The following is a 22,034-nucleotide window of genomic DNA, read 5'->3' as shown; positions in this document are numbered from 1 at the left end:
CCCGCCCCAGTGCGCAACTGCGCACAAGGCGGGCGATGACAGTTTCCTTGTGGCGATGGCCTGCCCTACGCCTCACGCCCCGTTGAGGAATTGAAGCGGGTCAACCGGACTCGATCCCTTACGGATCTCGAAGTGGAGCTGCGGCGACGCCACCTCCCCGGATTGACCCGACTTGGCAATGACCTGACCGCGCTTGATGGTATCGCCGCGCTTCACCAACAGCTCACTCGCATGGGCATATGCGGTGACGTAGCCGTTGGAGTGCCGAACCAGGACCAGATTGCCGTAACCTTTCAGCTCGTTGCCGGAATAGGCGACGACGCCGTCTTCGGCCGCCTTGACCGGCGTACCCTCGGGCACCGCGAGATTGATGCCGTCATTGGACTTGCCGTTGGTCTTGGCTCCGTAAGTCGTGACCACCTTGCCGCGCACCGGCCAGCGGAAGGTCGGCAGCGCGCCGGTGGCTTCCGCAGCCTTCGCCGGCGTCTCGGCGGCCTTCTCTTCGACATTGGCCGTCGCCTGGGCCAGGCGCGCACTCTGCACCGGCGCGGCGGCGGCCATCTTCATCGCGGGCGCGGGAGCGGCCGCGACGGGCTGCAACGTACCTGCGACCGGGGCAGCCGCGACCGGCGCCGCAGCAACGGGTGCTGCGACAGCGGCGGTCTTTGCACCCGGCACGGTCAGCCTGGTTCCGAGCTTGAGCTTGGCGGACGGATCGAGGCCGTTGGCGCGGGCCAGCTCAGCCGCCGAGATATGGTTCTTGCGGGCGATGCTGGCGAGCGTGTCGCCGTGGTTGACGAAGTGCGTGCTCGGCGGCGCGGCAATGGCCGCAACCGGCTTGGCTGCCGGCGCCATCGCGGGAGCCGCTGCGACGGGAGCCATCGCCGGCGCAGGTGCAGCCGCGCCCGGATGCGGGATGATCAGCTGCTGGCCGGGCGAGAGCGCGCGCGGACCTTTGTAGCCGTTGGCGGCGAGGATCGCCTGCGGCGTGACGCGGTAGCGCTTGGCGAGCACGTCGAGCGTGTCGCTGGTGCCGACGATGATCTTGGTTCCACCGGCCGGTTGGGCGGCCGCGACCGAGCGCGACGGCACGGTGGCCGTGGTCTCCAGACGCGGCTGCGCCGGGGGCGCGTAGGAGCCGACGCCACGCCCGCCACCGGACACCCCGCCACCTGCCGCAACGGGATAGGATTGCGGCGCGGACACCGCGGGCGGCGGCAAGGGCTGCGACTGATAATAACCGGGCTGCGTCTGCGGCCGCGAATATTGCGGCAGCTCGCGCTGCGGCGGCGGCGCCTGCTGCACCGAACCGGTCGATTCAGTCGAGAAGGGATTGGAGAAGTTCGACTGGGACAGCCGCGACGACATGTCGGCGCTGCATCCTGCGAAACTGACGGAGATCAGCGCCAGCACCGCGACCTGCGGTACGCGGCGCGAGTAAAGCAACTCGGCGACGACAGACATGGTTACTCACTCGTACGCAACAGAACTGGTCTTTTAAGTAAACACGCGCCGAGTAAATAACGGCTTAACCCTCCCAATAAGATGTTGGCAGCACAGCCAATCCGGAAATCTACAGCTCCCGCGCCACGCCGGGCAGCGCCGGCACGAAACGGACCTCCACGAGTTCCTTGCGGTCGATCCCGTTCGGACTGCGGGTCAGACGGATCAGCGTCTGCACCCCCTGATGCGGCCCGACGGGCGCGATCAGGATGCCGCCGACCTCGAGCCGCTCGACCAGGTTCTCCGGAATCTGCTCCATCGCGGCGGTGACGATGATGCGGTCGAACGGGCCGATGTTGGCAGGCAGGTTGAGACCGTCGCCCAGCATCACCTCGACATTGTGATAGTCGAGCTTCTCAAGCCTGGCGCGTGCGGCGTCCGCAAGCTTGCGATAGCGCTCGACCGTCAGCACCTGGCCTGCGAGCCGCGACAGCACGGCGGCCTGATAGCCAGAGCCCGCGCCGATCTCGAGCACGCGGTGCCGCTTCTGGAGCTGGAGCTGCTCGGTCATGTAGGCGACGACGAAGGGCTGGCTGATGGTCTGCCCGCACGCGATCGGCAGCGCGCTGTCACGATAGGCCCCCTCGCGATCGGCCTCGTCGACGAACAGCTCGCGCGGCACCTCCTCCATGGTTCGCAGCACCGCCTGATCGCTGATGCCCCGACGCCTCAGCGTGAGCTGAAACATCATCTTTTCGTGCGGGTGCTGGTGGGACGTCATTGCTGCCTGTGTTGTCTCGTCAGGTCCGGATCGTCGCTTGCGGAGCTCAAGGCTGCGGCAGGAATCCTGTTCCTGCTCAGGAACTCATGATAGCCTTTCGCTGAGGTATTTGACCACAAATTGGCTTGCAGCGGAGTGGCCGCGAACGCCATTTTCAGGTGTCCGTTCGCCGAAACGCGCATTGCGTCGATTCACGTTATCTGCGAACGTTTTCTGGAATGGGCAAGGACTCACCGACAATGACCGCGACAGGGCTTTCCGGCCGCTCTGTATTCCTCGTCGAAGACGAGGTGATGATCAGGATGATGGTCGCGGACATGCTGGAAGAGCTCGGCTACAAGATCGCAGCTGAAGCCGGCGATATCCCCGAAGCGATGCGGCTCGCCGAAGCAACCCAGTTCGACATCGCCATCCTCGACGTCAACGTCAACGGCAAGGTGATCTCCCCGGTCGCCGACTTGATCAAGGCCAAGGGCTGCCCGTTCATCTTCGCCACCGGCTACGGCTCCTCCGGCCTGCCCGAGCAGTATCGCGACCGGCCGGCGCTCCAGAAGCCATTCCAGCTCGACGCGCTCGGCAAGACCATCGAGGCCGCCCTTCGCGGCGGCTAGCCGCTACTTCAGGGCCGCACCCAGCGCTTCGGAAAACGCTTCGTTGGTGCGGTCGAGCCTGAGCGGCGTGACCGAGACGTACCGCTCGCGCAGCGCCGCCAGATCCGTGCCCTCGGCGGGGGTATCCATCATCGCGGCGCGCTCGAAGCCGATCCAGAAATAGGGATTGTTGCGGCCGTCCCTGCGCTCGTCGATCCTGAGAAAGCCGAGATTGCGCTTGCCCTGGCGGGTGACGCGAATGCCGAGCACGTCCTCCGGCGCGCAGGACGGGAAGTTGACGTTGATGACGGTGTCCTTCGGGATGCCGGCGGCCATCACCTTGCGCAGGATGTCGGGGCCGAACTTGAGCGCGGTATCCCACGGCGGCCGCTCGCGGGTCTCGACGCTGAACTCCTGCGACAGCGCGAACGACGGAAGGCCCAGGATGGTGCCCTCCAGCGCGCCGGCGATGGTGCCGGAATAGACCACGTCCTCGGCGACGTTGCGGCCCTTGTTGACGCCCGACAGCACGAGATCTGGCGGCTTGGTGCCGAGGATATGGCGCGCCCCCATGATGACGCAGTCGGTCGGGGTGCCGCGCACGGCGAAGTGCCGCGGCCCGACCTCGCGCAGGCGCAAGGGATCGTTCAGCGACAGCGAATGTGACACGCCGGACTGGTCGAGCTCGGGCGCCACCACCCAGACGTCGTCGGACAACGCCCGTGCGATCTCCTCCACGACCTTGAGGCCGGGAGCGTGAATGCCGTCGTCATTGGTGCAGAGAATGCGCATGCGAAAGGTCGATTCCTGAAGGGGTCTGAGCCGTCTTATCCGGCTGCGACCGATCAGGCAAACCGGTCGCCGCGCAGGTCTCGTCTGTGATCCCGCTCGTTGCCGCGGCGCAGCAACCGGCCGAAATCGGTTCCCGGGGCTTGCTTCCGGATGACGCCGACCTATTCGAGCCCGACGCCGTATTCGACTAGCTACGGATGCGCCATTGCGGCAGGAAGCGTGCGAGCCTGCCTTCGGCACGCAGCTTCATCGCCGGTACGGCCGGACTGACGACAGGAGTCTCGACCACGCCGAGCGCCTCCAGCTCTGCAACGATCGGATCTGACGCTGGCGTCTGCGGAAAACGCTCGCGTGCCACCGTCAACGCCTTGTCGAAATCCGCAGCATTTACGCCGGGCTTGGCTCGCCGGCTCTGCACGAGATCCTCGTCCCAGAGCCGCGCGATCTCGATGTCGAGCACGCCGCGCAGGCGCTGGTCGACGGCCTGGATGCCGGTACCTGTCACCGCCCATTGTCTGCCGATCCAGAAGATATCGCGGTGCAAGGCCATGAACGGTGAGTTCGCATTGACGGGTGGCAGTCAGGATAACCGGCCGCCTGATCTTCGCAACCAAACGTTTCTGCGTTTCAGCGAGCAATACGCCTCAGTCGCGCGAGATCACCTTCAGGCCACCCATGTAAGGCTGGAGCACGCTGGGGACGGCGATCGAGCCGTCCTCCTGCTGATAGGTCTCCATCACGGCGATCAGCGCGCGGCCGAGCGCGGTGCCGGAGCCGTTCAGCGTGTGCACGAATCTTGGCTTGCCGTCCGGGCCGCGCGAGCGGGCGTCCATGCGGCGGGCCTGGAAGTCACCGCAAACCGAGCAGCTCGAGATCTCGCGGAACGCGCCGCCCTCGCCCTGCCCGGGCATCCAGACCTCGATGTCATAGGTTTTTTGCGACGAGAAGCCCATGTCTCCGGTGCACAGCGTCATTACGCGGTAATGCAGATCGAGCCGGCGCAGCACTTCCTCGGCGCATGCCAGCATCCGCTCGTGCTCGTCCTTGCTGGTCTCCGGCGTCGTGATCGACACCAGCTCGACTTTGGTGAACTGGTGCTGACGGATCATGCCTCGGGTATCACGCCCTGCGGCGCCCGCCTCCGCGCGAAAACACGGCGTCAGCGCAGTCAACCGCATCGGCAGCTGCTTCTCATCGAGGATGGATTCTCGGACGAGGTTGGTGAGCGCCACCTCCGCTGTCGGAATGATGCCGAGACGCTCGGTCCGCAGCCGCTCCAGATCGGGTGCGGCGAGCAATTCGCCCTTGATCGCCCAGAACTGGTCGTCCTCGAATTTCGGCAATTGTCCCGTGCCGAACATGATCTCGTTGCGGACCAGCAGCGGCGGATTGATCTCGGTATAGCCGTGCTCGTCGATGTGCAGATTCAGCATGAACTGGCCGAGCGCGCGTTCGAGCCGCGCCAGCCCCTTCTTCAACACGACGAAGCGCGCGCCGGAGAGCTTTGCCGCCGTCTCGAAATCCATGTCACCGAGCGCGCCGCCGAGATCATCATGGGGTTTGGGCGCAAACGCGTAGTTGCGCCGGTTGCCGAAGACATGGCGTTGCACATTGCCGTGCTCGTCGACGCCGTCGGGCACTTCGCCGAGCGGCAGATTGGGGATCGCCGACAGCGCCGTGGCAAGCTCCTCGTCTGCGGCTTTCGCAACGGCTTCGAGCTCAGGCATCGTGGTCTTGAGCTCGGCGACCTCGGCCATCAGCTTGGCCGCGCGCGCCTCGTCCTTGGCCTTCTTGGCGTCGCCGATTTCCTTGGAGGCCGCGTTGCGCCGCGCCTGCGCCTGCTCCGAGGCCAGGATCGCCGCGCGCCGCTTCTCGTCGATCGCGAGCAGCGACGCCGACAACGGCTTCAGGCCACGCCGGGCGAGACCGGCGTCGAAGGCTTGCGGATTGTCGCGGATCGATTTGATGTCGTGCATGGCCGTGGTCCTGGATCAGCGTGTAAACCTACAACAGCGAACGTTGTAGGTTTGCAATAGCGCGTCTCCTAGCACGGCTGTCATCATCCGCGAAGGCGGATGATCCAGTATTCCAGGGACGGCAGCGATTCCCCGATGGGCTGCAGCGTACTGGATTCCCCGCCTTCGCGGGGAATGACGCCGAGTCCCTATTCGGCCGGGTTCGCCGGCGTCGATACGTCGGTGCCGGTTGCGGCCTGCGCGGCCGCCGCCTTCTTCTCCACCATCGCCACCGCGATGATCGAGCCCTCGTAGAGCGCCAGCAAGGGGATCGCGAGCGAGCACTGGCTGAGCACATCAGGCGGGGTCAGCACGGCCGCGATCACGAAGGCGATCACGATGAAATAGCGGCGCTTCTCGCGCAGCATCTTCGAGGTGACGATGCCGATGCGACCGAGCAGCGTCAGGATCACCGGAAGCTGGAAGGCGATGCCGAAGGCGAAGATCAGCGACATCATCAGCGACAGATATTCGCCGACCTTGGGCAGGAGCTGGATCTGGGCGGTCTCGTCGCTGCCGGCCTGCTGCATGCCGAGCGAGAAGCGGACCAACATCGGCAGCACGACGAAATAGACCAGCGCCGCGCCCAGCACGAAGAAGAACGGGGTCGCGACCAGATACGGCAGGAAGGCCTGCTTCTCGTGCTTGTAGAGGCCGGGCGCGACGAACTTGTAGATCTGCGTCGCGACGATCGGGAACGAGATGAAGCCGGCGCCGAACAGCGCGAGCTTGAGCTGCGTGATGAAATACTCCAGCAGCGCCGTATAGATGAATTTCGAGTTCTCGGGACCTGCGACCCACACGAACGGCCAGACCAGCACGTTGTAGATCTGCTTGGCGAAGAAGAAGCAGAAGATGAAAGCCACGCCAAAGCCGAGCAGCGCCTTGATCAGCCGCGAGCGCAGCTCGATCAAATGGTCCATCAGCGGGGCTTTGCTGGCCTCGATATCGGCGTCGCTCATGACGCTTTGGCGTCCTTGATCGCTTCGGATGGCGCGGTGTCCTGCGCAACGACCGGCGCCTGCTCGACCTCACGGGTGATGGCGAGCGGCTCGTTCACCGCTGCATGGGCTTCGGCTTCCACGAAGGTTTCCGGTGTCGGGGGTTCCGGGGTTATTGGAGTCGTCGGCGCCTCACTTGAGATCGCCAGCGCTTCGCTTGAAGTCGTCGGCGCTTCACTTGAAGTCGCTGGCGCTTCGACGGCGGTCGTTGAGGACGCCTCGGCCGGCTTGTCGAGTGCATCGACGCGGAGCGCGTCGCTGACGTCCTTCTGGAGCGAGCTCAGCGGATTGAAGCCTGTGGCGGCTTCCTTGACCTCGTCGAAGCTCTTCTTGAGGTCGGCCATCTCGGCCTCGCGCATCGCTTCCTGGAACTGGCCCTGGAATTCGGCGGCCATCTTGCGGGCCTTGCCCATCCACTGTCCGACCATGCGCAGCACGCCCGGCAGCTCTTTCGGGCCGATGGCGATCAGGGCTACGACCCCGATCAGGACCAGTTCACTCCACCCGATGTCGAACATGAGGTCTTCCGTTCACGCCAGCCGCAACCGGCCCAATCCCTCGCGCGCAGGATCGGGGGCCGCTACCCGCGTCTCGCGTGCTCTCTGGTTCAGACGGCCTTGCTGCCGACGTCGGAGCGTGCCGCGGTCGGCGCGGCATTGTGCTCGATGGACTTGGCCGGCTCAGGCTTGTCAGCAGGCTTGTCGTCGTCCTGCATGCCCTTCTTGAACGCCTTGATGCCCTGCGCCACGTCGCCCATCAGATCCGAAATCTTGCCGCGGCCGAACAGCAGCAGGACCACTGCGATCACCAAGATCCAGTGCCAAATGCTGAGTGAACCCATCCTGCAACCCTCCAAACGCGCATGGCCGGGGACCCGGCCGATCTTCACCGGAACGTAGGCTTCGCAGGCCTCAAAAACAAGGACCAAGGCAGCGCCAATTCGCTGTTGGCGCTACGCAATCTTGCTAGTGTTAACCGGTCGCAGGGGCCCGCAGCAGGACGGGGCGTCAGTCCTCGCTGCCGCCCTCGCCGCCACCCTCATTGCCGCCTTCCGGCGCCTCGGGCTCGACCGCAGGTGCCAGCGCGAGATCGAGGTCCTCGCCCGGTTCCAGCGGATCCTCGTCCTCGCGCAATTGCGGGTCATCGGACGGCGTCGGCACGCTGAATCCGGTCGGCAGGCGCGAATCCAGCAGGCCCGTGCCCTTCAGCTCCTCCAGGCCCGGCAGATCACCCAGCTGTTCCAGGGTGAATTGCGACAGGAAGTCCTCGGTGGTTCCGAACGTCAAGGGACGGCCGGGCGTCTTGCGCCGGCCACGCGGCTTGATCCAGCCGGTCTCCAGCAGCACGTCGAGCGTGCCCTTCGAGGTGACGACGCCGCGGATCTCCTCGATCTCGGCGCGCGTCACCGGCTGGTGATAGGCGATGATCGCCAGCACCTCGATCGCCGCGCGCGACAGGCGGCGGGTCTCGGTGCTCTCCCGCGTCATCAGCCAGGCGAGATCGCCGGCGGTGCGGAAGGTCCATTTGTTGGCGACGCGCACGAGGTTCACGCCGCGCAAGGCATAATCGGCCTGCAGCTGCTCGAGCGCGGCCTTGACGTCCACGCCATCAGGCATGCGCTTGGCCAGCGTCGCGGTATCCAGCGGCTCACTCGAGGCAAACAGCAGCGCTTCCAGCAGCCGCAATTCTTCAGGACGTGCCTGGGATTCGTTCTCCATCGGCTCGGCCTCGTCTACCCGCACTTCAGCCAGGCTTGCCATGGCAGATTCTCCTTCTTGCACTTAAGCGACCGGCGCATCGGGCGCAGGAGCTCCGTCAGGGACCGGTTTGGGGCGCCCCTTCCGGAAATAGATGGGCGCGAACGCCTCTTTCTGGTTCAGCTCGAGCTGACCTTCCCGCACCAGCTCAAGCGCGGCGGCGAAGCTCGAGGCGAACACCGTCGCCCGCTGCGTCGGATCGGCGACGTGCCGGATCAGGAAGTCGTCGAGCACGCCCCAGTCATCTTGCTCGCTGATGCTGCCGACCAGCCGTTCCAGCGTGGCGCGCGCCTCGGCGAGCGACCACACCGTACGCTTGGCCAGATGCACGCTCGCCAGCACACGCGACTGGCGCTGTGCGGCATAGGCGGTGAGCAGGTCGTACAGCGTCGCGGTGTATTTCGGATGCTTGATCTCGGCGATCTGTTCGGGCTCGCCGCGCGGGAAGATATCGCGCTGCAATTGCGGCCGGTTCATCAACCGGTTGGCGGCTTCGCGAATGGCTTCCAGCCGGCGCAGGCGGTTGGCAAGCGCGGTCGCCATCTCTTCGGCGCTCGGGCCTTCCGCGCTCGGCGGTTCCGGCAGCAGCAGGCGCGACTTCAGGAAGGCGAGCCACGCCGCCATCACGAGATAATCGGCAGCAAGCTCCAGCCGGATCTTTCGCGCGGCTTCGATGAAGTGGAGATACTGGTCGGCCAGCGCCAGGATCGAGATCTTGGCGAGATCGACCTTCTGCTGCCGCGCCAACGCGAGCAGGAGGTCGAGCGGGCCTTCATAGCCCTCGACGTCCACCACCAACGCCGGCTCACCCTCGGCGAGCTCTGCAGGCCGCCCGGTTTCAAACGATAGGATTTCTGCGGTCATGCGGATGCCGTGCTTGTCCGTGCGATCAATGCGTCCAGCTCAGTGCGTGCGGCCGCCCGGTCGAATGGCTGCGGCGCGTTGCGCGCCGCGAGCGCGGCTGTCGCCCGCTCCAGCGCCTTGCCGGACAGTTCAGGCGTCTGGCCGGCGACCTCGCGCATCTCCTCGATGTTGCCGTTGCAATGCAGAGCAATGTCGCAGCCGGCCGCGAAGAGGGCGCGCGTCCGATCGGCGATGCTTCCAGCCAGCGCGTTCATCGACACGTCATCACTCATTAACAAACCCTGGAACCCGATTGCGCCGCGAATCACCTGAGCAATCATTGTCGCAGATGTCGTCGCCGGATGGGCGGGGTCGACCGCGCTAAACACAACATGTGCAGTCATGGCCATCGGCAGGTCCGCCAGCGGCTTGAACGCCGCGAAATCAGTCCGCTCCAGTTCATCTCTGGGCGTGTCGACGGTCGGCAGTTTGAAATGGGTATCGGCGGTAGCGCGGCCATGGCCGGGAATGTGCTTCAGGACCGGCAGCACGCCGCCCTGCTCCAGGCCCTCGGTCACCGCGCGCGCGATCGCTGCGACCTTGCCGGGTTCGGTGCCATAGGCCCGGTTCCCGATGACGGCATCGGCGCCCGGCACCGGCACGTCAGCCAGCGGCAAGCAATCCACGTTAATGCCGAGGTCGGCGAGATCGGCCGCGATCAGCCGCGCGCTGAGGCGCGCCGCGGTCAGCCCGAGCGCCGAATCACTGTCGTACAGATTCGCGAATACGGCGCCCGGCGGATAGACCGGCCAGTGCGGCGGGCCCAGTCGCTGCACCCGTCCGCCCTCCTGATCGATCAGCACGGGAGCGTCGGGCGCGTTCGCAACCGCGCGCAATTCTGCAACCAATGCAGCAACTTGAGCCGGCGTCGCGATGTTGCGCTTGAAGAGGATGAAGCCCCATGGGCGCTCAGCACGGATAAACTCCCGCTCGGCGGCGGTCAGTTCCGTTCCGGATACGCCGGTAATGAAGGCCCGCGTGCTCATAAGGGCCGATTAACCCTGCCCCGCGAGGGGGTCAAGGAATCGGCCGTTAATTCCTCTGGACGAAGCAGGCCGACAGGCCAGCGGACTTGAGGCTGTTGCAAGCCTGCGTCGCTTCTTCGGCCGAGCCATAGGGCCCGGCGAAGGCGCGATAGACGATTCCCTTGCCCTTGTCGGTGAGATCGACCCGCTTGATCACCGGCGAGCGCGATCCGAGCACGCTGCCATATTTGCTCTGAAGCACCCGGTACGACGCGGCGGCACTGTCCTCGGTCTGCTGCGAGGAGACCTGCACAACGTAGCCGCCACCACCACTGCTGGCGGGCGCGGGCTGCGTCGGGTTGGTCGCCGCCATCCGCTGCGGCGGCTCGGCTGCGGGCGCCGATTGCGGAGCCAGCGAGAGCGGCTGGTTGGCGCTGGCATTGGCCGAGGTCGGCGGCGTGCGCGGCGCGGCCGGTGCAGCCGGAGCGGCGACCGGCTTCGGCGGAGTTGCAGTTGCCGGCCTGGCGGCAGCGGCCGATTGCGGCGCGGCGCTATCGGTCTGATCGCCCCTTACGGCCACAGTCCGGATCGCGCGCGGCGAATTGTTCGGCAGCGTGCCGTTGCTCGGAATCGGACCCGCGCTCGACGGTGGGATCGTGGACGGCGAGACGCTCGCCACCGGCGGCGGATTCGCATTCGGGTTCAGCGGCGGGAACACCACGCGGGGACCGCCCGCCTTGGCGTTGACGTCGACAGGCGCTTCCTCGCGCGGCACGATCTTCTCGGTGCCATCGCCGACGACCATGCGATCCGGCACCTTGGCCGAGGAATCCGTCGGTGCGGGCACGATCTTGGTCGGCGTGTTGTCGGCCTTGATGATCGGCGGCTCGCCGCTGCGGGGCGAGCCGACATAGGTCTTGTAGGCGAAGGCCGCGCCGGTCCCGACCACGGCAAGCGCCAGGATCGCCGCAACCGTCATCATGCCGCCGCGCTGCTTCTTCGGCTCGTCGAGATCGGCCTCGGGATAGTCGCTCTGGAACGCGTAGGGATCGTCCGGATAGGCCGGATCACGCTGATAGTCCTGCTCGCCCGCCTCCAGCTTGCCGTAGAGCGCATCGTCGTAGCGCGACGGATCGGGCTGCGTGTATGGCTCCTGATAGGCCTGATCCTGCTGATAAGCCTGAGCTTGATAAGGCTGATCTTGATAGGCGTGATCCTGATAGGCCTGCGGCTGATGGAAGTCAGGCTCGGGCGCGGTCGGCTGAGCTGAATAGCGATGCAACGGATGAACCGCGTTTACGGAGACGGGATAGTCGGGCTCCGGCGCGGGTGCCGGCTGCGGCTGCACGTTGGCGCGCCGCATCCATGAGGGCGGCCCGGGCGGAGCCGACGGGGCCTGCTCGGCATAGTCCTGCTGGTACTCGTCCTGGCGATAATCGTCTTCCTGATAGCCTTGCTGATGGCCTTGGGCGGGCGCCGGCGCTGCCGGCGGGCGCGCAGTCGGCCGCCCCTGCGCTGCAAACGGATCGGTCTGCCCGATCAGACGGGCGAGCTCGGCCAAGGGATCATTTTCCGCCTTCCCATGCTGATCGCCGCCGCGACCATAGTCATCGGAAGGAAACGGTCTGTCCTGATATCGTTCGGCCATCGTGATGATGCGTCCCTTCGGGAAAGCCGCGCGCCCCTCGACCAAGGCACGGCTTTCGACCCACAAGGCTGTAAACCAAGTCTCAGCGGTCCGGCTTCTGCCGGTTACCCCCACAATCCCCTTAAGTAGTTCGCCCCAAACTACCGCATCTCGTCCGGGGCATGGACGCCGAGGATGGCGAGGCCCGATGCCAGGACCGAGACGACGCCCTGGACCATGGCCAGTCGCGCCTTTGTTAGATCTGCATCATTATTGATAATGAAGCGTAAATAGGGCAAATCGCGCCCCTTCGTCCAAAGTGCGTGAAATTCGCTCGCTAAGTCATAGAGATAAAAGGCAATCCGGTGCGGCTCATGGGCCGCGGCGGCGGCCTCCAGGATGCGCGGAAAAATTGCGAGGCGCTTGAGCAGTTCGAGCTCGACCGGGTCCGACAGTCGTTCTACCGCCGACTCGCCGAGCCAGGCGATGCGCTTGGCGGTATCATCCGGCAGGTCTGGGAACACCTCGGCCCGCGCGTTGCGGAAGATCGAGTGGCCGCGGGCATGGCCGTACTGGACGTAGAATACCGGGTTGTCGCGCGACTGTTCCATGACCTTGGCGAGGTCGAAGTCGAGCACCGCGTCGTTCTTGCGGTAGAGCATCATGAAGCGGACGGCGTCCTGGCCGACTTCATCCACCACCTCACGCAAGGTGACGAAGTCCCCGCTCCGCTTCGACATTTTCACCGGCTCGCCGTTGCGCAGCAGCTTCACGAGCTGGACGATCTTGACGTCGAGCGCGCCCTTGCCGGAGGTCGTCGCCCTCACCGCCGCCTGCATGCGCTTGATGTAGCCGCCATGGTCGGCGCCCCAGACGTCGATCATCTCCGCAAAACCACGGTCGAACTTGTTCTTGTGGTAGGCGATGTCGGAGGCGAAGTAGGTGTAGGAATTGTCCGACTTGATCAGCGGACGATCGACGTCGTCGCCATAGGCGGTCGCCTTGAACAGCAGTTGCTCACGGTCTTCCCAGTCCTCGACCGGCGCACCCTTCGGCGGCGGCAGGCGGCCTTCGTAGATGTCGCCCTTGGCGCGCAGGAAGTCGATGGTCTCGGCGACCTTGTTGTTGCCGTTCTCGATCAGCGAGCGTTCCGAGAAGAACACGTCGTGGCGGATATTGAGGGCGGCGAGATCGTCCTTGATCTCGTCCATCATCATCGCGATCGCCTTGGCACGCACGGTCGGAAGCCATTCAGCTTCCCTCATCGTGCGCAACTTGTCGCCATGCTCCTTCGCCAGCGCCTGTCCGACCGGCTTCAGGTAGTCGCCCGGATAGAGGCCTTCCGGAATCGCGCCGATATCCTCGCCCAGCGCCTCGCGGTACCTCAGGAAGGCGGAACGCGCGAGCACGTCGACCTGGGCGCCTGCATCGTTGATGTAGTATTCGCGGGTGACGTCGTGGCCGCCGAACTGGAGCAGGCTCGCCAGCGCGTCGCCGAACACGGCACCGCGGCAATGGCCGACATGCATCGGCCCGGTCGGATTGGCCGAGACGTATTCGACGTTGACCTTGGAGCCACCGCGGACGCGACCGTAATCGGCGCCCTCGCGCAGCACCGTCCGCAGCGCCTCGGCCCAGGCGGCGGGCTTCAGCGTCAGGTTGATGAAGCCGGGGCCGGCGACGTCGACCTTGGCGATCAGCGCGTCGGCCCGCAGCCGCTCGGCGATCTGCTCGGCGAGATCGCGGGGCTTTGCCTTTGCCTCTTTCGCAAGCACCATGGCGGCGTTGGTCGCCATGTCGCCATGGGAGGCATCGCGCGGCGGCTCGACCACCACGCGCGAGAAATCGATGCCCTCGGGCCAGTTGGCATCCGCCGCGAGCGCGCGGCAGGCGGCGTGCACGCGTGCGAGCACGTCAGCGAACAGGTGCAGGGATGAGGATGTGTCGGGCATGGCCGCCGCCTAACGCAAATCCGGGGTCGAGTCAAAGAGCCGCTGATGCTCGGTCAGGGCGAAACGGTCGGTCATTCCGGCAATGAAATTGCCGATCCGCCGGGCCCGGTCGCCCTCATTATCCGCCTCCGCTCCCAGCAGCCATTCCGGCGGCAGCTCGGCCGGCGATTTCAAATATTTCGCGAACAGGTCGAACAGGATCTGCTCGGCCTCCCCCATCACCCGCATCACCCGCTTGTGACGGTACATGTGCTGGTAGAGGAAGCGCTTGATGGCGGCCTCCTCCTCGGCGACGTCAGCGGGAAACGCGATCAGCGCCCGGTTCTGCTGGCGCACGTCCTGGGCCGATTGCGGCTTGATGGCGGCGAGGTTCTTCTGCGCCTCCGCGAACACCGCGCCGATCAGGTGCGAGATCAGCTCGCGCACCAGCTCGGCGCCGCGCCTGACGTCTTCGAGATCGGGATAATGCGCCGAGGTTTCGGCAATGATCTCGGCCGTGAGCGGCATTACCTTGAGATCGTCGAGATCGAACAGGCCGGCACGCAGGCCGTCGTCGATGTCATGGGCGTCATAGGCGATGTCGTCGGCGATCGCCGCGACCTGTGCTTCGAGCGAGGCGAAGCTCCACAATTCGAGATCGTAGACCTTGATGTAGTCGGCGATGCCGACGGGAATGCCATGCTCGCGATAGTGCCCGACCGGTGCGCCGCTGCGATCGGTCAGCGGGCCGTTGTGCTTGACGATGCCCTCCAGCGACTCCCAGGTCAGGTTCAGGCCGTCGAATTCGGGATAGCGGTGCTCCAGCGCCGCGACGACGCGCAAGGCCTGGGCATTGTGATCGAAGCCGCCAAATTCCTTCAGGCAGGCATCCAGCGCCCGCTCGCCGGCATGCCCGAACGGCGGATGGCCGAGATCGTGCGCCAGCGCCAGGGTTTCCGTGAGGTCCTCGTCGAGCCCGAGCTGCCGGGCCAGCGCCCGGGCGATCTGAGCCACCTCGAGCGAATGGGTCAGCCGGGTCCGATAATGGTCGCCCTCGTGGAACACGAACACCTGGGTCTTGTACTTCAGGCGGCGGAACGCGGTGGAGTGGATCACCCGGTCGCAATCCCGGCGGAACGGGCTGCGGGTCCGGCTCGGCGGCTCGGCGACCAGCCGGCCGCGGCTGCGATCGGGGTCGCAGGCATAGGGCGCGTGGGGGGCTGCCATTCCGACGGACACGGCGAATTTAGTCCCTATCCATTTGATTCTGCGTATGGTGGCACTTAACTATGCCGGATGCGGGATACCAAATGAATTGGGCAAGTAACCTTGGTATGACGCCGCCGACGATCGGAGACCAGAAATGATGACTGCCGTGACCATCAGTGACCGGGCCGCACGCCGGATTGGGGAGATCCTCAAGGGCGAAGGGTCAGGCGCGATGCTGCGCATCTCGGTCGAGGGCGGCGGCTGTTCCGGCTTTCAGTACAAGTTCGATATCGACCGCGACCGCACCGACGACGATCTCGTGATCGAGCAGGACAGTGCGGTGGTGCTGGTCGATTCCGCCTCCCAGCCGTTCCTGGCGGGGTCGCAGGTCGATTTCGTCGATGACCTGATCGGCGCCTCGTTCCGCGTCAACAATCCCAACGCGACGGCGTCCTGCGGCTGCGGGACCAGCTTCTCGATCTGAGCGCTTACGCGCCGGTGATCTGCCGTTTTTCCTCGCTCCACTCAACCTCGACCGGCATCAGCTCCGGCTGAAGGAGCGCGTCGTCCGACGCCACGTGGTTTAGCGCCCGCAGCAATGCCGCGACCAGCGCGGGCTTGCGCAGCGGCTTTGCCAGAAAGTCCGACATGCCCGCCTCGCGGCAGATCCTGACGTCTTCGGGGAAGGCGTTGGCGGTGAGCGCGATGATCGGCAGGGCCTCGAAGCGGCCGCCCTGCGCGCGGATCGCCCGGGTTGCGGCAAGACCGTCCATGTCGGGCATGCGCACGTCCATCAGCACGACATCGTAATCGCCCTCCGAGGCCGCCGCGACGGCCTCGACGCCGTCGGTGACGACGCGCAGCTCGACATCGAAGGCACCGAGCATCTTGCTCACGACCATGCGGTTGACGGCATCGTCCTCGGCGACCAGCACCTTCAACGGCCGGTCGAGTTCGGCGATACGCACCTTGAGCTCGTCGACCTCGTCGCGGACGGCCGCCTGGTCTGATACCGGCGCCTGGCTCCAGGGCAGCACCAGCGTGAAGCGGAAAGTCGAGCCCTCGCCCGGCGTCGAGGTGACGCCGATCGTGCCGCCCATCTGCTCGATGATGCGCCGGGAGATCGCAAGCCCAAGCCCGGTGCCGCCGAAGCGCCGGCTGATCGAGGCGTCGGCCTGGGCGAAATCGCTGAACAGCTGGCCGAGTTTTTCGGGGGCGATGCCGATGCCGCTGTCCGTGACGGTCCATTCGACGGTCGCCAGCAGGTCGCGCCGCGCCTGGCAGGTGGCCGAGATCGTCACCTCGCCTTCGTCGGTGAACTTCACCGCGTTGGACGCGGAGGTTGAGCAGCACCTGCCGGATGCGCGCGACGTCGCCGCGCAGCGTCGGCGGCAGGTTGGGATCGAGCTCGACCTTGACCGTGAGCCCCTTGCTCTTGGCGCTCGCGCGCACGACGGTCGCGACCGTCTCGACCAGCGCCTGCGGTGCGAAGTCGATCGCCTCGAATGCGAAGCGGCCGGCCTCGAGCTTGGACAGATCGAGGATGTCGTTGAGGATGCGCTGCAGATTGTCGCCGGACTCGCGGATCGTGGTGACGGCCTCGCGCTGCTCCGGATCGAGCTTGGTTTCGAGCAGCATGCTGGCAAGCCCGAGCACGCCGTTCATGGGCGTCCGGATCTCGTGGCTCATCACGGCGAGGAAGTCGGACTTGGCGCGGCTCTCGGCCTCGGCCTTTTCCGCGCGCCAGCGCTCGGTCACGTCGCGGCCGAAGCCGCGATAGCCGAGGAACTGGCCGTCGCGGTCGTAGGCCGGCTTCGCGGTGAGCGACCACAGCCGCGCCTCGCCGCCGGCAACGACCTTGAGGTTCATCTCGTGCAGCGGCTCGGCATGTTCCATCAGGCCGACGATGTTGTAGGCCGCGCCCTTGTCCTCGGGGCAGAGCATGTCGAGCACGTCGGCGAAATGCGAGCCCTTTAGCAGCGGAAGCGGCAGCTGCGCGACATCGGCGAAGCGCTCGGGCACGTCGACCAGGTGTCCCTCGGCGTCGGTCTGCCACAGCCAGTCGCTGGCGTTCTCCTGGAAATCCTTCAATAGCAGCGAGATGATCTCGGTCTGCCGCTCGAGTTCGAGCTGGGACTTGAGATTGCCGAGGAACAAATTGCCTTGCGAGACGATGTTGCGCGCCATGAAGAACGCGAACAGCAGCAGGAACCCCGAGGTCACCAGATACGGCCCGGCGCCGCACAATAGCAGCGCGCCGGCGCAGCCAACCGTCATCGTGGCGAGATAGACAAGGCCGGCGCGCGGGAAGGTCGAGAGCGTGAAGGCGCCGCCGGACATCACGCCGACCATCAGGCAGGCCAGGATCAGCTGGCTGGTCGGCTCGATGTGGCTGAACAGCGCGAGTGGCAGCGTGGCCCAGATCGCGGCGAGGAAGAACGCCTGCCGCAGCATATGCCGTGCGGCGCGGGGCGAAGCCTCCTGCGGCGGGTTCCGGTACGAGCGCCGCCACGAACGGACCGCGAGCGAGGCGGTGGCAGCGAGCGTCAGACCCCAGATTGCGAGGAAGCCGTTCCAGCCCCTGCCCCAGAACAGGATCAGCACGATGGGGACGTTGAGCATGGTGACGGCCATCGTCACCGGGATCAGCCGCGTCACCGCGTCGATCTGCTTGGCGCGGATCCGGCTGAGCTCGCGCTCGCTGAGATCGGCGGTCAGGCCGTCCTCGATCTCGAAGCCGCCGAGCCAATACAGGAACGCGCCGACGAGTCCGTCGCGCGGCTCATCTCGTTGTGAAGTTTCGACCCGCCAACCCATCCATGGAACCTTTTCCGTATCAATGGCCTGCGGCCCGCTTAAGCCGGGTTAATTTTGTGGGAGATTTTGCGGCGTCCTTGACGGGGGCGTTTGCATTTTGTTCTAACGGGTGCCCCTGCCCGGAGCCGTCGAAATGCCCATCAGAGTAGCCACCTGGAACGTCAACTCGGTCCGGCAGCGGATCGACCTGCTCCTGACCTGGCTGAAGGAGTGCCAGCCGGACATCGTCTGCCTCCAGGAGATCAAATGCGTCGACGAGGCGTTCCCGCGCCTGGAGATCGAGGCGCTCGGCTACAACGTGGTCACGCACGGGCAGAAGACGTTCAACGGCGTCGCCCTGCTCTCGAAGCTCCGCTTCGACGAGACCAAGTCGGGGCTGGCCGGCGACGACGAGGATGCGCATGCCCGCTTCCTCGAGGGCGTGGTGACGCTCAAGTCCGGCGTGCTGCGCATCGCCTGCCTCTATCTGCCCAATGGCAATCCGGTCGGGACCGAGAAATATCCCTACAAGCTCAAATGGATGTCGCGGCTTCTTGAGTATTCGAAGGAGCGCCTCAAGACCGAGGAGCCACTGATCCTCGCCGGCGACTTCAACGTCATTCCGCATGCCCGCGACGTCTCCAATCCTGCCGCCTGGACTGAGGACGCCCTGTTCAAGGCCGAGACGCGGGAGAGCTTTCAGTCCCTGCTCGGCCTCGGCCTGACCGATGCCTTGCGGGCCGTGACCGACGAGCCGGGGCTCTACACTTTCTGGGATTACCAGGCCGGCGCCTGGCAGAAGAACCAAGGGCTGCGCATCGACCATCTGCTGCTGTCGCCGCAGGCCAGCGATAAGCTCGCCAATGTCGGGATCGACAGCTATGTGCGCGGCTGGGAGAAGCCGTCGGACCACGTTCCGGTATGGGCGGATCTGGATCTCGAGGCGGCGTAAGCCATCCGCGTCGTCGTTCCGGGGCGGCTCGAAAAGCCGAACCTCAGGTGCGCAATTGCGCACCGGGGAATCTCGAGATTCCGGGTTCGATGCTTCGCATCGCCCCGGAATGACTGCGTATAGTGATCACTCCCGGCGGCCCTGCACCCATTGTTCCAGCATTTGCAGGCACATGGCGCGGTCGTCGTCGGAGGCCTTGGCGAAGGCGCGGTTGTAGCTTTCCTTGATCCAGGTCTCCTCGGCACCGGCACTGTCGCGCGCCAGCGTCAGCCACATCAGGCCGCGCGCGGCCTGCCGCGGCAGACGGTCGCCGTTGAACAGCATCTGGCCGAGCAGCGCCTGGGCCTCGTGCTGGCCCTTCTGGGCGGCGAGCCCGAGCCAGCGCGCGCCATAGCGGAAATCCTCGCGCGAGGCGTCCGGCGTCTTCAGGTACAGCCGGGCGAGATCGTACTGGGCATCCGCATTGCCGAAATAGGAGGCCGCATAGGAGAACATCTCCCGCGCCCGGTCCTGGTCCGGCTTGATCTTGGAATTCGGGATGCCGCTGAGATAGTAGCGGCCGAGCGCGACGAAGGCATTGGCCACGATCTGCGCCTGCGGCGCCGAGGGGCTGTCCTCGGCATGCGCGTTGGCGATCCGGCTGAAATATTCGAAGGCGCGCACGTCGTCCTGGGCCACGCCGTCGCCATTGGCGTACATGCGGCCGAGCTTCCACTGCGCGATCGGATGGCCGCCCTCGGCGGCATATTGCAGGGCGCTGAGCGAGGTTTCCTGGGTCGCCGGCGGCACCTTGCTGCGCACCGCACCCGCGGCGCCCGGCAAGGTGGTCACCACAGGGATGGTCGCGTCCTTCTGGTTGACCGGCGCGCCGTCGAAGGCGAGCGCCGGCGCGGCCAGAGCACCGGCCCCCAACACAAACGCAACAATGGCACGCCTAGATGTCCGCATAACACTGTTTCTCGTGCGCACCGCCGGGATGGGTGACTGCCCCCCCGACCGCTGGTCCAACCTGCTGAGCATATTTCCAGAGCGCGCCCGTCGTGTGGTTAGTCGCGCGAGCGCTCCATTTGGTCTTGCGCTGGGCAAGCTCCTGGTCGCTCAATTTTACGTTAAGGGTACCGGCGTCCGCATCGATCTCGATGATGTCGCCATCCTCGAGCAGCCCGATCGGGCCGCCGATGGCGGCTTCCGGCCCGACATGACCGATGCAGAAGCCGCGGGTGGCACCGGAGAAGCGGCCGTCGGTGATGAGCGCGATCTTGCCGCCCATGCCCTGTCCGGTCAGCGCCGCGGTGGTCTGGAGCATTTCCCGCATGCCCGGGCCGCCCCTGGGGCCCTCGTAGCGGATCACGATGACTTCGCCTTCGCGGTAGGTGCGCTTCTGGACCGCCTCGAAAGCATCCTCCTCCCGGTCGAAGCACCTGGCCGGACCGGTAAACTTGAGGTTGGACATTCCCGCGACTTTCACGATCGCACCTTCTGGCGCCAAATTGCCCTTCAGACCCACCACACCACCAGTGACGGTGATCGGCTTGTCTGCCGGGTGCACCACATCCTGGTGCGGATTCCACTTCACGCTCTTGAGGTTTTCGGCGATCGTTCGACCGGTGACCGTAATGCAGTCGCCGTGGAGAAATCCGTTGTCGAGCAGCGTCTTCATCAGAAGCGGGATGCCACCTACTTCAAACATGTCTTTGGCGACATAACGGCCGCCCGGCTTCAAATCCGCGACATAAGGTGTCTTTTTGAAGATTTCGGCGACGTCGAACAGGTCGAACTTGATGCCGCACTCGTGCGCGATCGCCGGCAGGTGCAGCGCAGCATTGGTCGAGCCGCCGGAGGCCGCGACAACGGCGGCGGCGTTCTCCAAAGCCTTGCGGGTGACGATGTCGCGCGGCCGGAGGTTTTGGGCGATCAGCTCCATCACCTTCTCGCCTGCGGTCATGCAGAAGGCGTCGCGGATTTCATACGGTGCCGGAGCGCCGGCCGAGTAAGGCAGCGCCAGGCCGATGGCTTCCGAAACAGTCGCCATGGTGTTGGCGGTGAACTGCGCGCCGCAGGCACCCGCCGAGGGGCACGCCACGCGCTCGATCTCGTCGAGATCCTCGTCCGACATGGCGCCGACCGAATGCTTGCCGACGGCCTCGAACATGTCCTGCACGGTAACCTGCTGCCCGCGGAAATTGCCGGGCAGGATCGAGCCGCCATAGATGAAGATCGAGGGCACGTTGAGGCGCACCATCGCCATCATCATGCCCGGCAGCGACTTGTCGCAGCCGGCAAGGCCGACGAGGGCGTCATAGGCATGGCCGCGGACGGTCAGCTCGACGGAGTCGGCGATGCATTCGCGCGACGGCAGCGAGGAGCGCATGCCGTCATGGCCCATGGCGATGCCGTCGGTGACGGTGATGGTGCAGAATTCGCGGGGGGTGCCGCCGGCATGCGCGACGCCCTTCTTCACCGCCTGCGCCTGGCGCATCAGGGAGATGTTGCAGGGGGCGGCTTCATTCCAGCAGGAGGCGACGCCGACGAAGGGCTGATGGATCTGCTCGGTGGTCAGCCCCATGGCGTAGAAGTAGGACCGATGGGGCGCGCGCGAAGGGCCTTCCGTCACGTGACGGCTCGGCAGCCTCTGCTTGATGTTGCTCTTCGCGTCCATCGCAAACCAGTTTCCCCGGCCAACCCTTTCAGACCCGAAAAATCAGAGCCAAGATTTGAATCGACCTTGGGATTTCCCGTTCGCCTCGAGGACCGCCGCTGTCCCTAAAACATTAGAGTGATTTTATTCATGTTCGGGTGTGGCTAAAAAGCGGCGGTGATGCGAACGGCTGGCGATGAGGGCTTAATCCGGAAGGAGTGTTGCGTGAACAGCACAATCGTTACCGGGAAGACACGGGTCGGCTTACTGAGATACCCTCACGAAGATGACAATCCACAACTTCAGATTTTGCGGCGGGTGCAGCGCGCCCCGGCGCTGCCTCACGGAGGGAGCACGCCTCAACTGAGTCGCGCCCTCAGATTGCCAGCCCCGTCACGCTGAGGTGCGAGCGATGGCGTGGCGCACGCTCTTCGCACACCGTCATTGCGAGCGCAGCGAAGCAATCCAGACTCTTTCCGCGGTGGCAGTCTGGATTGCTTCGCTACGCTCGCAATTGTGCATGTTCACTAATTCGCTGATTGGATCGCTCCGCTGGAGGACGGATCCGATGCGCGACAATAGCTACGACCGGACGATTGAGCGCAACTATCTGCAGAAGTGGCGTTTTCTGATT

Annotated in this window: 20 protein-coding genes and 1 pseudogene; 4 read left to right on the top strand and 17 right to left on the bottom strand. The window is 65.4% G+C overall.

The genetic code is table 11. From position 1 onward, the window contains the following. Positions 1–72: 72 nt before the first annotated feature. Together A3M7_RS0126305 and A3M7_RS0126300 are read right to left on the bottom strand one after the other, a co-directional pair. Positions 73–1,464 carry a LysM peptidoglycan-binding domain-containing M23 family metallopeptidase gene (locus A3M7_RS0126305; RefSeq protein WP_027546601.1) on the bottom strand — a complete coding sequence of 464 codons (1,392 nt, stop codon included), beginning with the start codon at positions 1,462–1,464 and terminating at the stop codon, positions 73–75. A 109-nt stretch (positions 1,465–1,573) separates the two neighbouring features. After that, the gene (locus A3M7_RS0126300; RefSeq protein WP_027546600.1) at positions 1,574–2,224 is read right to left on the bottom strand and encodes a protein-L-isoaspartate(D-aspartate) O-methyltransferase; all 651 of its coding nucleotides are present in this window, start codon (positions 2,222–2,224) and stop codon (positions 1,574–1,576) included. A gap of 239 nt (positions 2,225–2,463) precedes the next feature. On the opposite strand from A3M7_RS0126300, the gene A3M7_RS0126295 reads away from it, so the two are divergent. After that, on the top strand, positions 2,464–2,835 hold the full coding sequence (locus A3M7_RS0126295; RefSeq protein WP_027546599.1) for a response regulator: 372 nt from the start codon (positions 2,464–2,466) through the stop codon (positions 2,833–2,835). Between the two features lie 3 nt (positions 2,836–2,838). On the opposite strand, the gene surE is transcribed toward A3M7_RS0126295, so the two are convergent. The 12 genes from surE to A3M7_RS0126230 form a co-directional block, all read right to left on the bottom strand. After that, positions 2,839–3,606, bottom strand: a complete 768-nt coding sequence (surE, locus tag A3M7_RS0126290; protein ID WP_027546598.1) for a 5'/3'-nucleotidase SurE — start codon at positions 3,604–3,606, stop codon at positions 2,839–2,841. Positions 3,607–3,793: 187 nt separating this feature from the next. Next, entirely contained in the window at positions 3,794–4,156 is a 363-nt protein-coding gene (locus A3M7_RS0126280) for a hypothetical protein (RefSeq protein WP_027546597.1), read from the bottom strand. A gap of 94 nt (positions 4,157–4,250) precedes the next feature. Further along, complete coding sequence (serS, locus tag A3M7_RS0126275; protein ID WP_027546596.1) at positions 4,251–5,582, bottom strand: serine--tRNA ligase; 1,332 nt, start codon at positions 5,580–5,582, stop codon at positions 4,251–4,253. 188 nt (positions 5,583–5,770) lie between these two features. Further along, positions 5,771–6,583 carry a twin-arginine translocase subunit TatC gene (gene tatC, locus A3M7_RS0126270; RefSeq protein ID WP_027546595.1) on the bottom strand — a complete coding sequence of 271 codons (813 nt, stop codon included), beginning with the start codon at positions 6,581–6,583 and terminating at the stop codon, positions 5,771–5,773. Beyond that, positions 6,580–7,140 (bottom strand): Sec-independent protein translocase protein TatB, encoded by a 561-nt coding sequence (gene tatB / locus A3M7_RS0126265; RefSeq protein ID WP_027546594.1) that lies wholly within the window; start codon positions 7,138–7,140, stop codon positions 6,580–6,582. The genes tatC and tatB overlap by 4 nt, the downstream gene beginning before the upstream one ends. A gap of 89 nt (positions 7,141–7,229) precedes the next feature. Continuing rightward, on the bottom strand, positions 7,230–7,463 hold the full coding sequence (locus A3M7_RS0126260; protein WP_011087519.1) for a twin-arginine translocase TatA/TatE family subunit: 234 nt from the start codon (positions 7,461–7,463) through the stop codon (positions 7,230–7,232). 166 nt (positions 7,464–7,629) lie between these two features. Further along, positions 7,630–8,382: an SMC-Scp complex subunit ScpB gene (scpB, locus tag A3M7_RS0126255; protein ID WP_027546593.1), complete on the bottom strand. Its 753-nt coding sequence runs from the start codon at positions 8,380–8,382 to the stop codon at positions 7,630–7,632. Between the two features lie 21 nt (positions 8,383–8,403). Then, complete coding sequence (locus tag A3M7_RS0126250) at positions 8,404–9,243, bottom strand: ScpA family protein (protein ID WP_027546592.1); 840 nt, start codon at positions 9,241–9,243, stop codon at positions 8,404–8,406. Continuing rightward, positions 9,240–10,268 (bottom strand): beta-N-acetylhexosaminidase, encoded by a 1,029-nt coding sequence (nagZ, locus tag A3M7_RS0126245; protein WP_027546591.1) that lies wholly within the window; start codon positions 10,266–10,268, stop codon positions 9,240–9,242. Before nagZ ends, A3M7_RS0126250 begins: the two co-directional genes overlap by 4 nt. Before the next feature lie 46 nt (positions 10,269–10,314). Then, positions 10,315–11,895: an SPOR domain-containing protein gene (locus A3M7_RS0126240; protein ID WP_027546590.1), complete on the bottom strand. Its 1,581-nt coding sequence runs from the start codon at positions 11,893–11,895 to the stop codon at positions 10,315–10,317. 140 nt (positions 11,896–12,035) lie between these two features. Further along, positions 12,036–13,826, bottom strand: coding sequence for an arginine--tRNA ligase (argS, locus tag A3M7_RS0126235; protein ID WP_027546589.1), 1,791 nt, complete (start codon positions 13,824–13,826; stop codon positions 12,036–12,038). A 9-nt stretch (positions 13,827–13,835) separates the two neighbouring features. After that, complete coding sequence (locus tag A3M7_RS0126230) at positions 13,836–15,044, bottom strand: deoxyguanosinetriphosphate triphosphohydrolase (protein ID WP_027546588.1); 1,209 nt, start codon at positions 15,042–15,044, stop codon at positions 13,836–13,838. Between the two features lie 124 nt (positions 15,045–15,168). Between A3M7_RS0126230 and erpA the strand changes: the two genes are divergently transcribed. Further along, positions 15,169–15,498, top strand: coding sequence for an iron-sulfur cluster insertion protein ErpA (gene erpA / locus A3M7_RS0126225; protein ID WP_027546587.1), 330 nt, complete (start codon positions 15,169–15,171; stop codon positions 15,496–15,498). A gap of 4 nt (positions 15,499–15,502) precedes the next feature. Here the strand turns inward: erpA and A3M7_RS0126220 are convergent. Further along, positions 15,503–17,831, bottom strand: a pseudogene (locus tag A3M7_RS0126220) (ATP-binding protein). Positions 17,832–17,964: 133 nt separating this feature from the next. Here A3M7_RS0126220 and xth point away from each other — a divergent pair. Next, complete coding sequence (xth, locus tag A3M7_RS0126215) at positions 17,965–18,762, top strand: exodeoxyribonuclease III (RefSeq protein WP_049823691.1); 798 nt, start codon at positions 17,965–17,967, stop codon at positions 18,760–18,762. Positions 18,763–18,888: 126 nt separating this feature from the next. Here xth and A3M7_RS0126210 read toward each other — a convergent pair whose 3' ends face one another. Beyond that, complete coding sequence (locus tag A3M7_RS0126210) at positions 18,889–19,710, bottom strand: tetratricopeptide repeat protein (RefSeq protein WP_027546585.1); 822 nt, start codon at positions 19,708–19,710, stop codon at positions 18,889–18,891. Further along, positions 19,697–21,421 (bottom strand): dihydroxy-acid dehydratase, encoded by a 1,725-nt coding sequence (gene ilvD / locus A3M7_RS0126205; RefSeq protein WP_027546584.1) that lies wholly within the window; start codon positions 21,419–21,421, stop codon positions 19,697–19,699. The genes A3M7_RS0126210 and ilvD overlap by 14 nt, the downstream gene beginning before the upstream one ends. 391 nt (positions 21,422–21,812) lie before the next feature. On the opposite strand from ilvD, the gene A3M7_RS50295 reads away from it, so the two are divergent. After that, positions 21,813–22,034: hypothetical protein (locus A3M7_RS50295; protein WP_210164300.1), on the top strand; the 222-nt coding region annotated here is incomplete at its 3' end.

The organism is Bradyrhizobium sp. WSM2254 (assembly GCF_000472645.1).
GTDB lineage: Bacteria > Pseudomonadota > Alphaproteobacteria > Rhizobiales > Xanthobacteraceae > Bradyrhizobium > Bradyrhizobium niftali.
Note: the sequence above shows the minus strand (reverse complement) of the source record. Positions and strands in the feature narration are given on the sequence as shown.

Coding starts and splice junctions, on each gene's coding strand:
- A3M7_RS0126305 (WP_027546601.1), bottom strand. CDS start 1,464: ATGTCTGTCGTCGCCGAGTTGCTTTACTCGCGCCGCGTACCGCAGGTC.
- A3M7_RS0126300 (WP_027546600.1), bottom strand. CDS start 2,224: ATGACGTCCCACCAGCACCCGCACGAAAAGATGATGTTTCAGCTCACG.
- A3M7_RS0126295 (WP_027546599.1), top strand. CDS start 2,464: ATGACCGCGACAGGGCTTTCCGGCCGCTCTGTATTCCTCGTCGAAGAC.
- surE (WP_027546598.1), bottom strand. CDS start 3,606: ATGCGCATTCTCTGCACCAATGACGACGGCATTCACGCTCCCGGCCTC.
- A3M7_RS0126280 (WP_027546597.1), bottom strand. CDS start 4,156: ATGGCCTTGCACCGCGATATCTTCTGGATCGGCAGACAATGGGCGGTG.
- serS (WP_027546596.1), bottom strand. CDS start 5,582: ATGCACGACATCAAATCGATCCGCGACAATCCGCAAGCCTTCGACGCC.
- tatC (WP_027546595.1), bottom strand. CDS start 6,583: ATGAGCGACGCCGATATCGAGGCCAGCAAAGCCCCGCTGATGGACCAT.
- tatB (WP_027546594.1), bottom strand. CDS start 7,140: ATGTTCGACATCGGGTGGAGTGAACTGGTCCTGATCGGGGTCGTAGCC.
- A3M7_RS0126260 (WP_011087519.1), bottom strand. CDS start 7,463: ATGGGTTCACTCAGCATTTGGCACTGGATCTTGGTGATCGCAGTGGTC.
- scpB (WP_027546593.1), bottom strand. CDS start 8,382: ATGGCAAGCCTGGCTGAAGTGCGGGTAGACGAGGCCGAGCCGATGGAG.
- A3M7_RS0126250 (WP_027546592.1), bottom strand. CDS start 9,243: ATGACCGCAGAAATCCTATCGTTTGAAACCGGGCGGCCTGCAGAGCTC.
- nagZ (WP_027546591.1), bottom strand. CDS start 10,268: ATGAGCACGCGGGCCTTCATTACCGGCGTATCCGGAACGGAACTGACC.
- A3M7_RS0126240 (WP_027546590.1), bottom strand. CDS start 11,895: ATGGCCGAACGATATCAGGACAGACCGTTTCCTTCCGATGACTATGGT.
- argS (WP_027546589.1), bottom strand. CDS start 13,826: ATGCCCGACACATCCTCATCCCTGCACCTGTTCGCTGACGTGCTCGCA.
- erpA (WP_027546587.1), top strand. CDS start 15,169: ATGATGACTGCCGTGACCATCAGTGACCGGGCCGCACGCCGGATTGGG.
- xth (WP_049823691.1), top strand. CDS start 17,965: ATGCCCATCAGAGTAGCCACCTGGAACGTCAACTCGGTCCGGCAGCGG.
- A3M7_RS0126210 (WP_027546585.1), bottom strand. CDS start 19,710: ATGCGGACATCTAGGCGTGCCATTGTTGCGTTTGTGTTGGGGGCCGGT.
- ilvD (WP_027546584.1), bottom strand. CDS start 21,421: ATGGACGCGAAGAGCAACATCAAGCAGAGGCTGCCGAGCCGTCACGTG.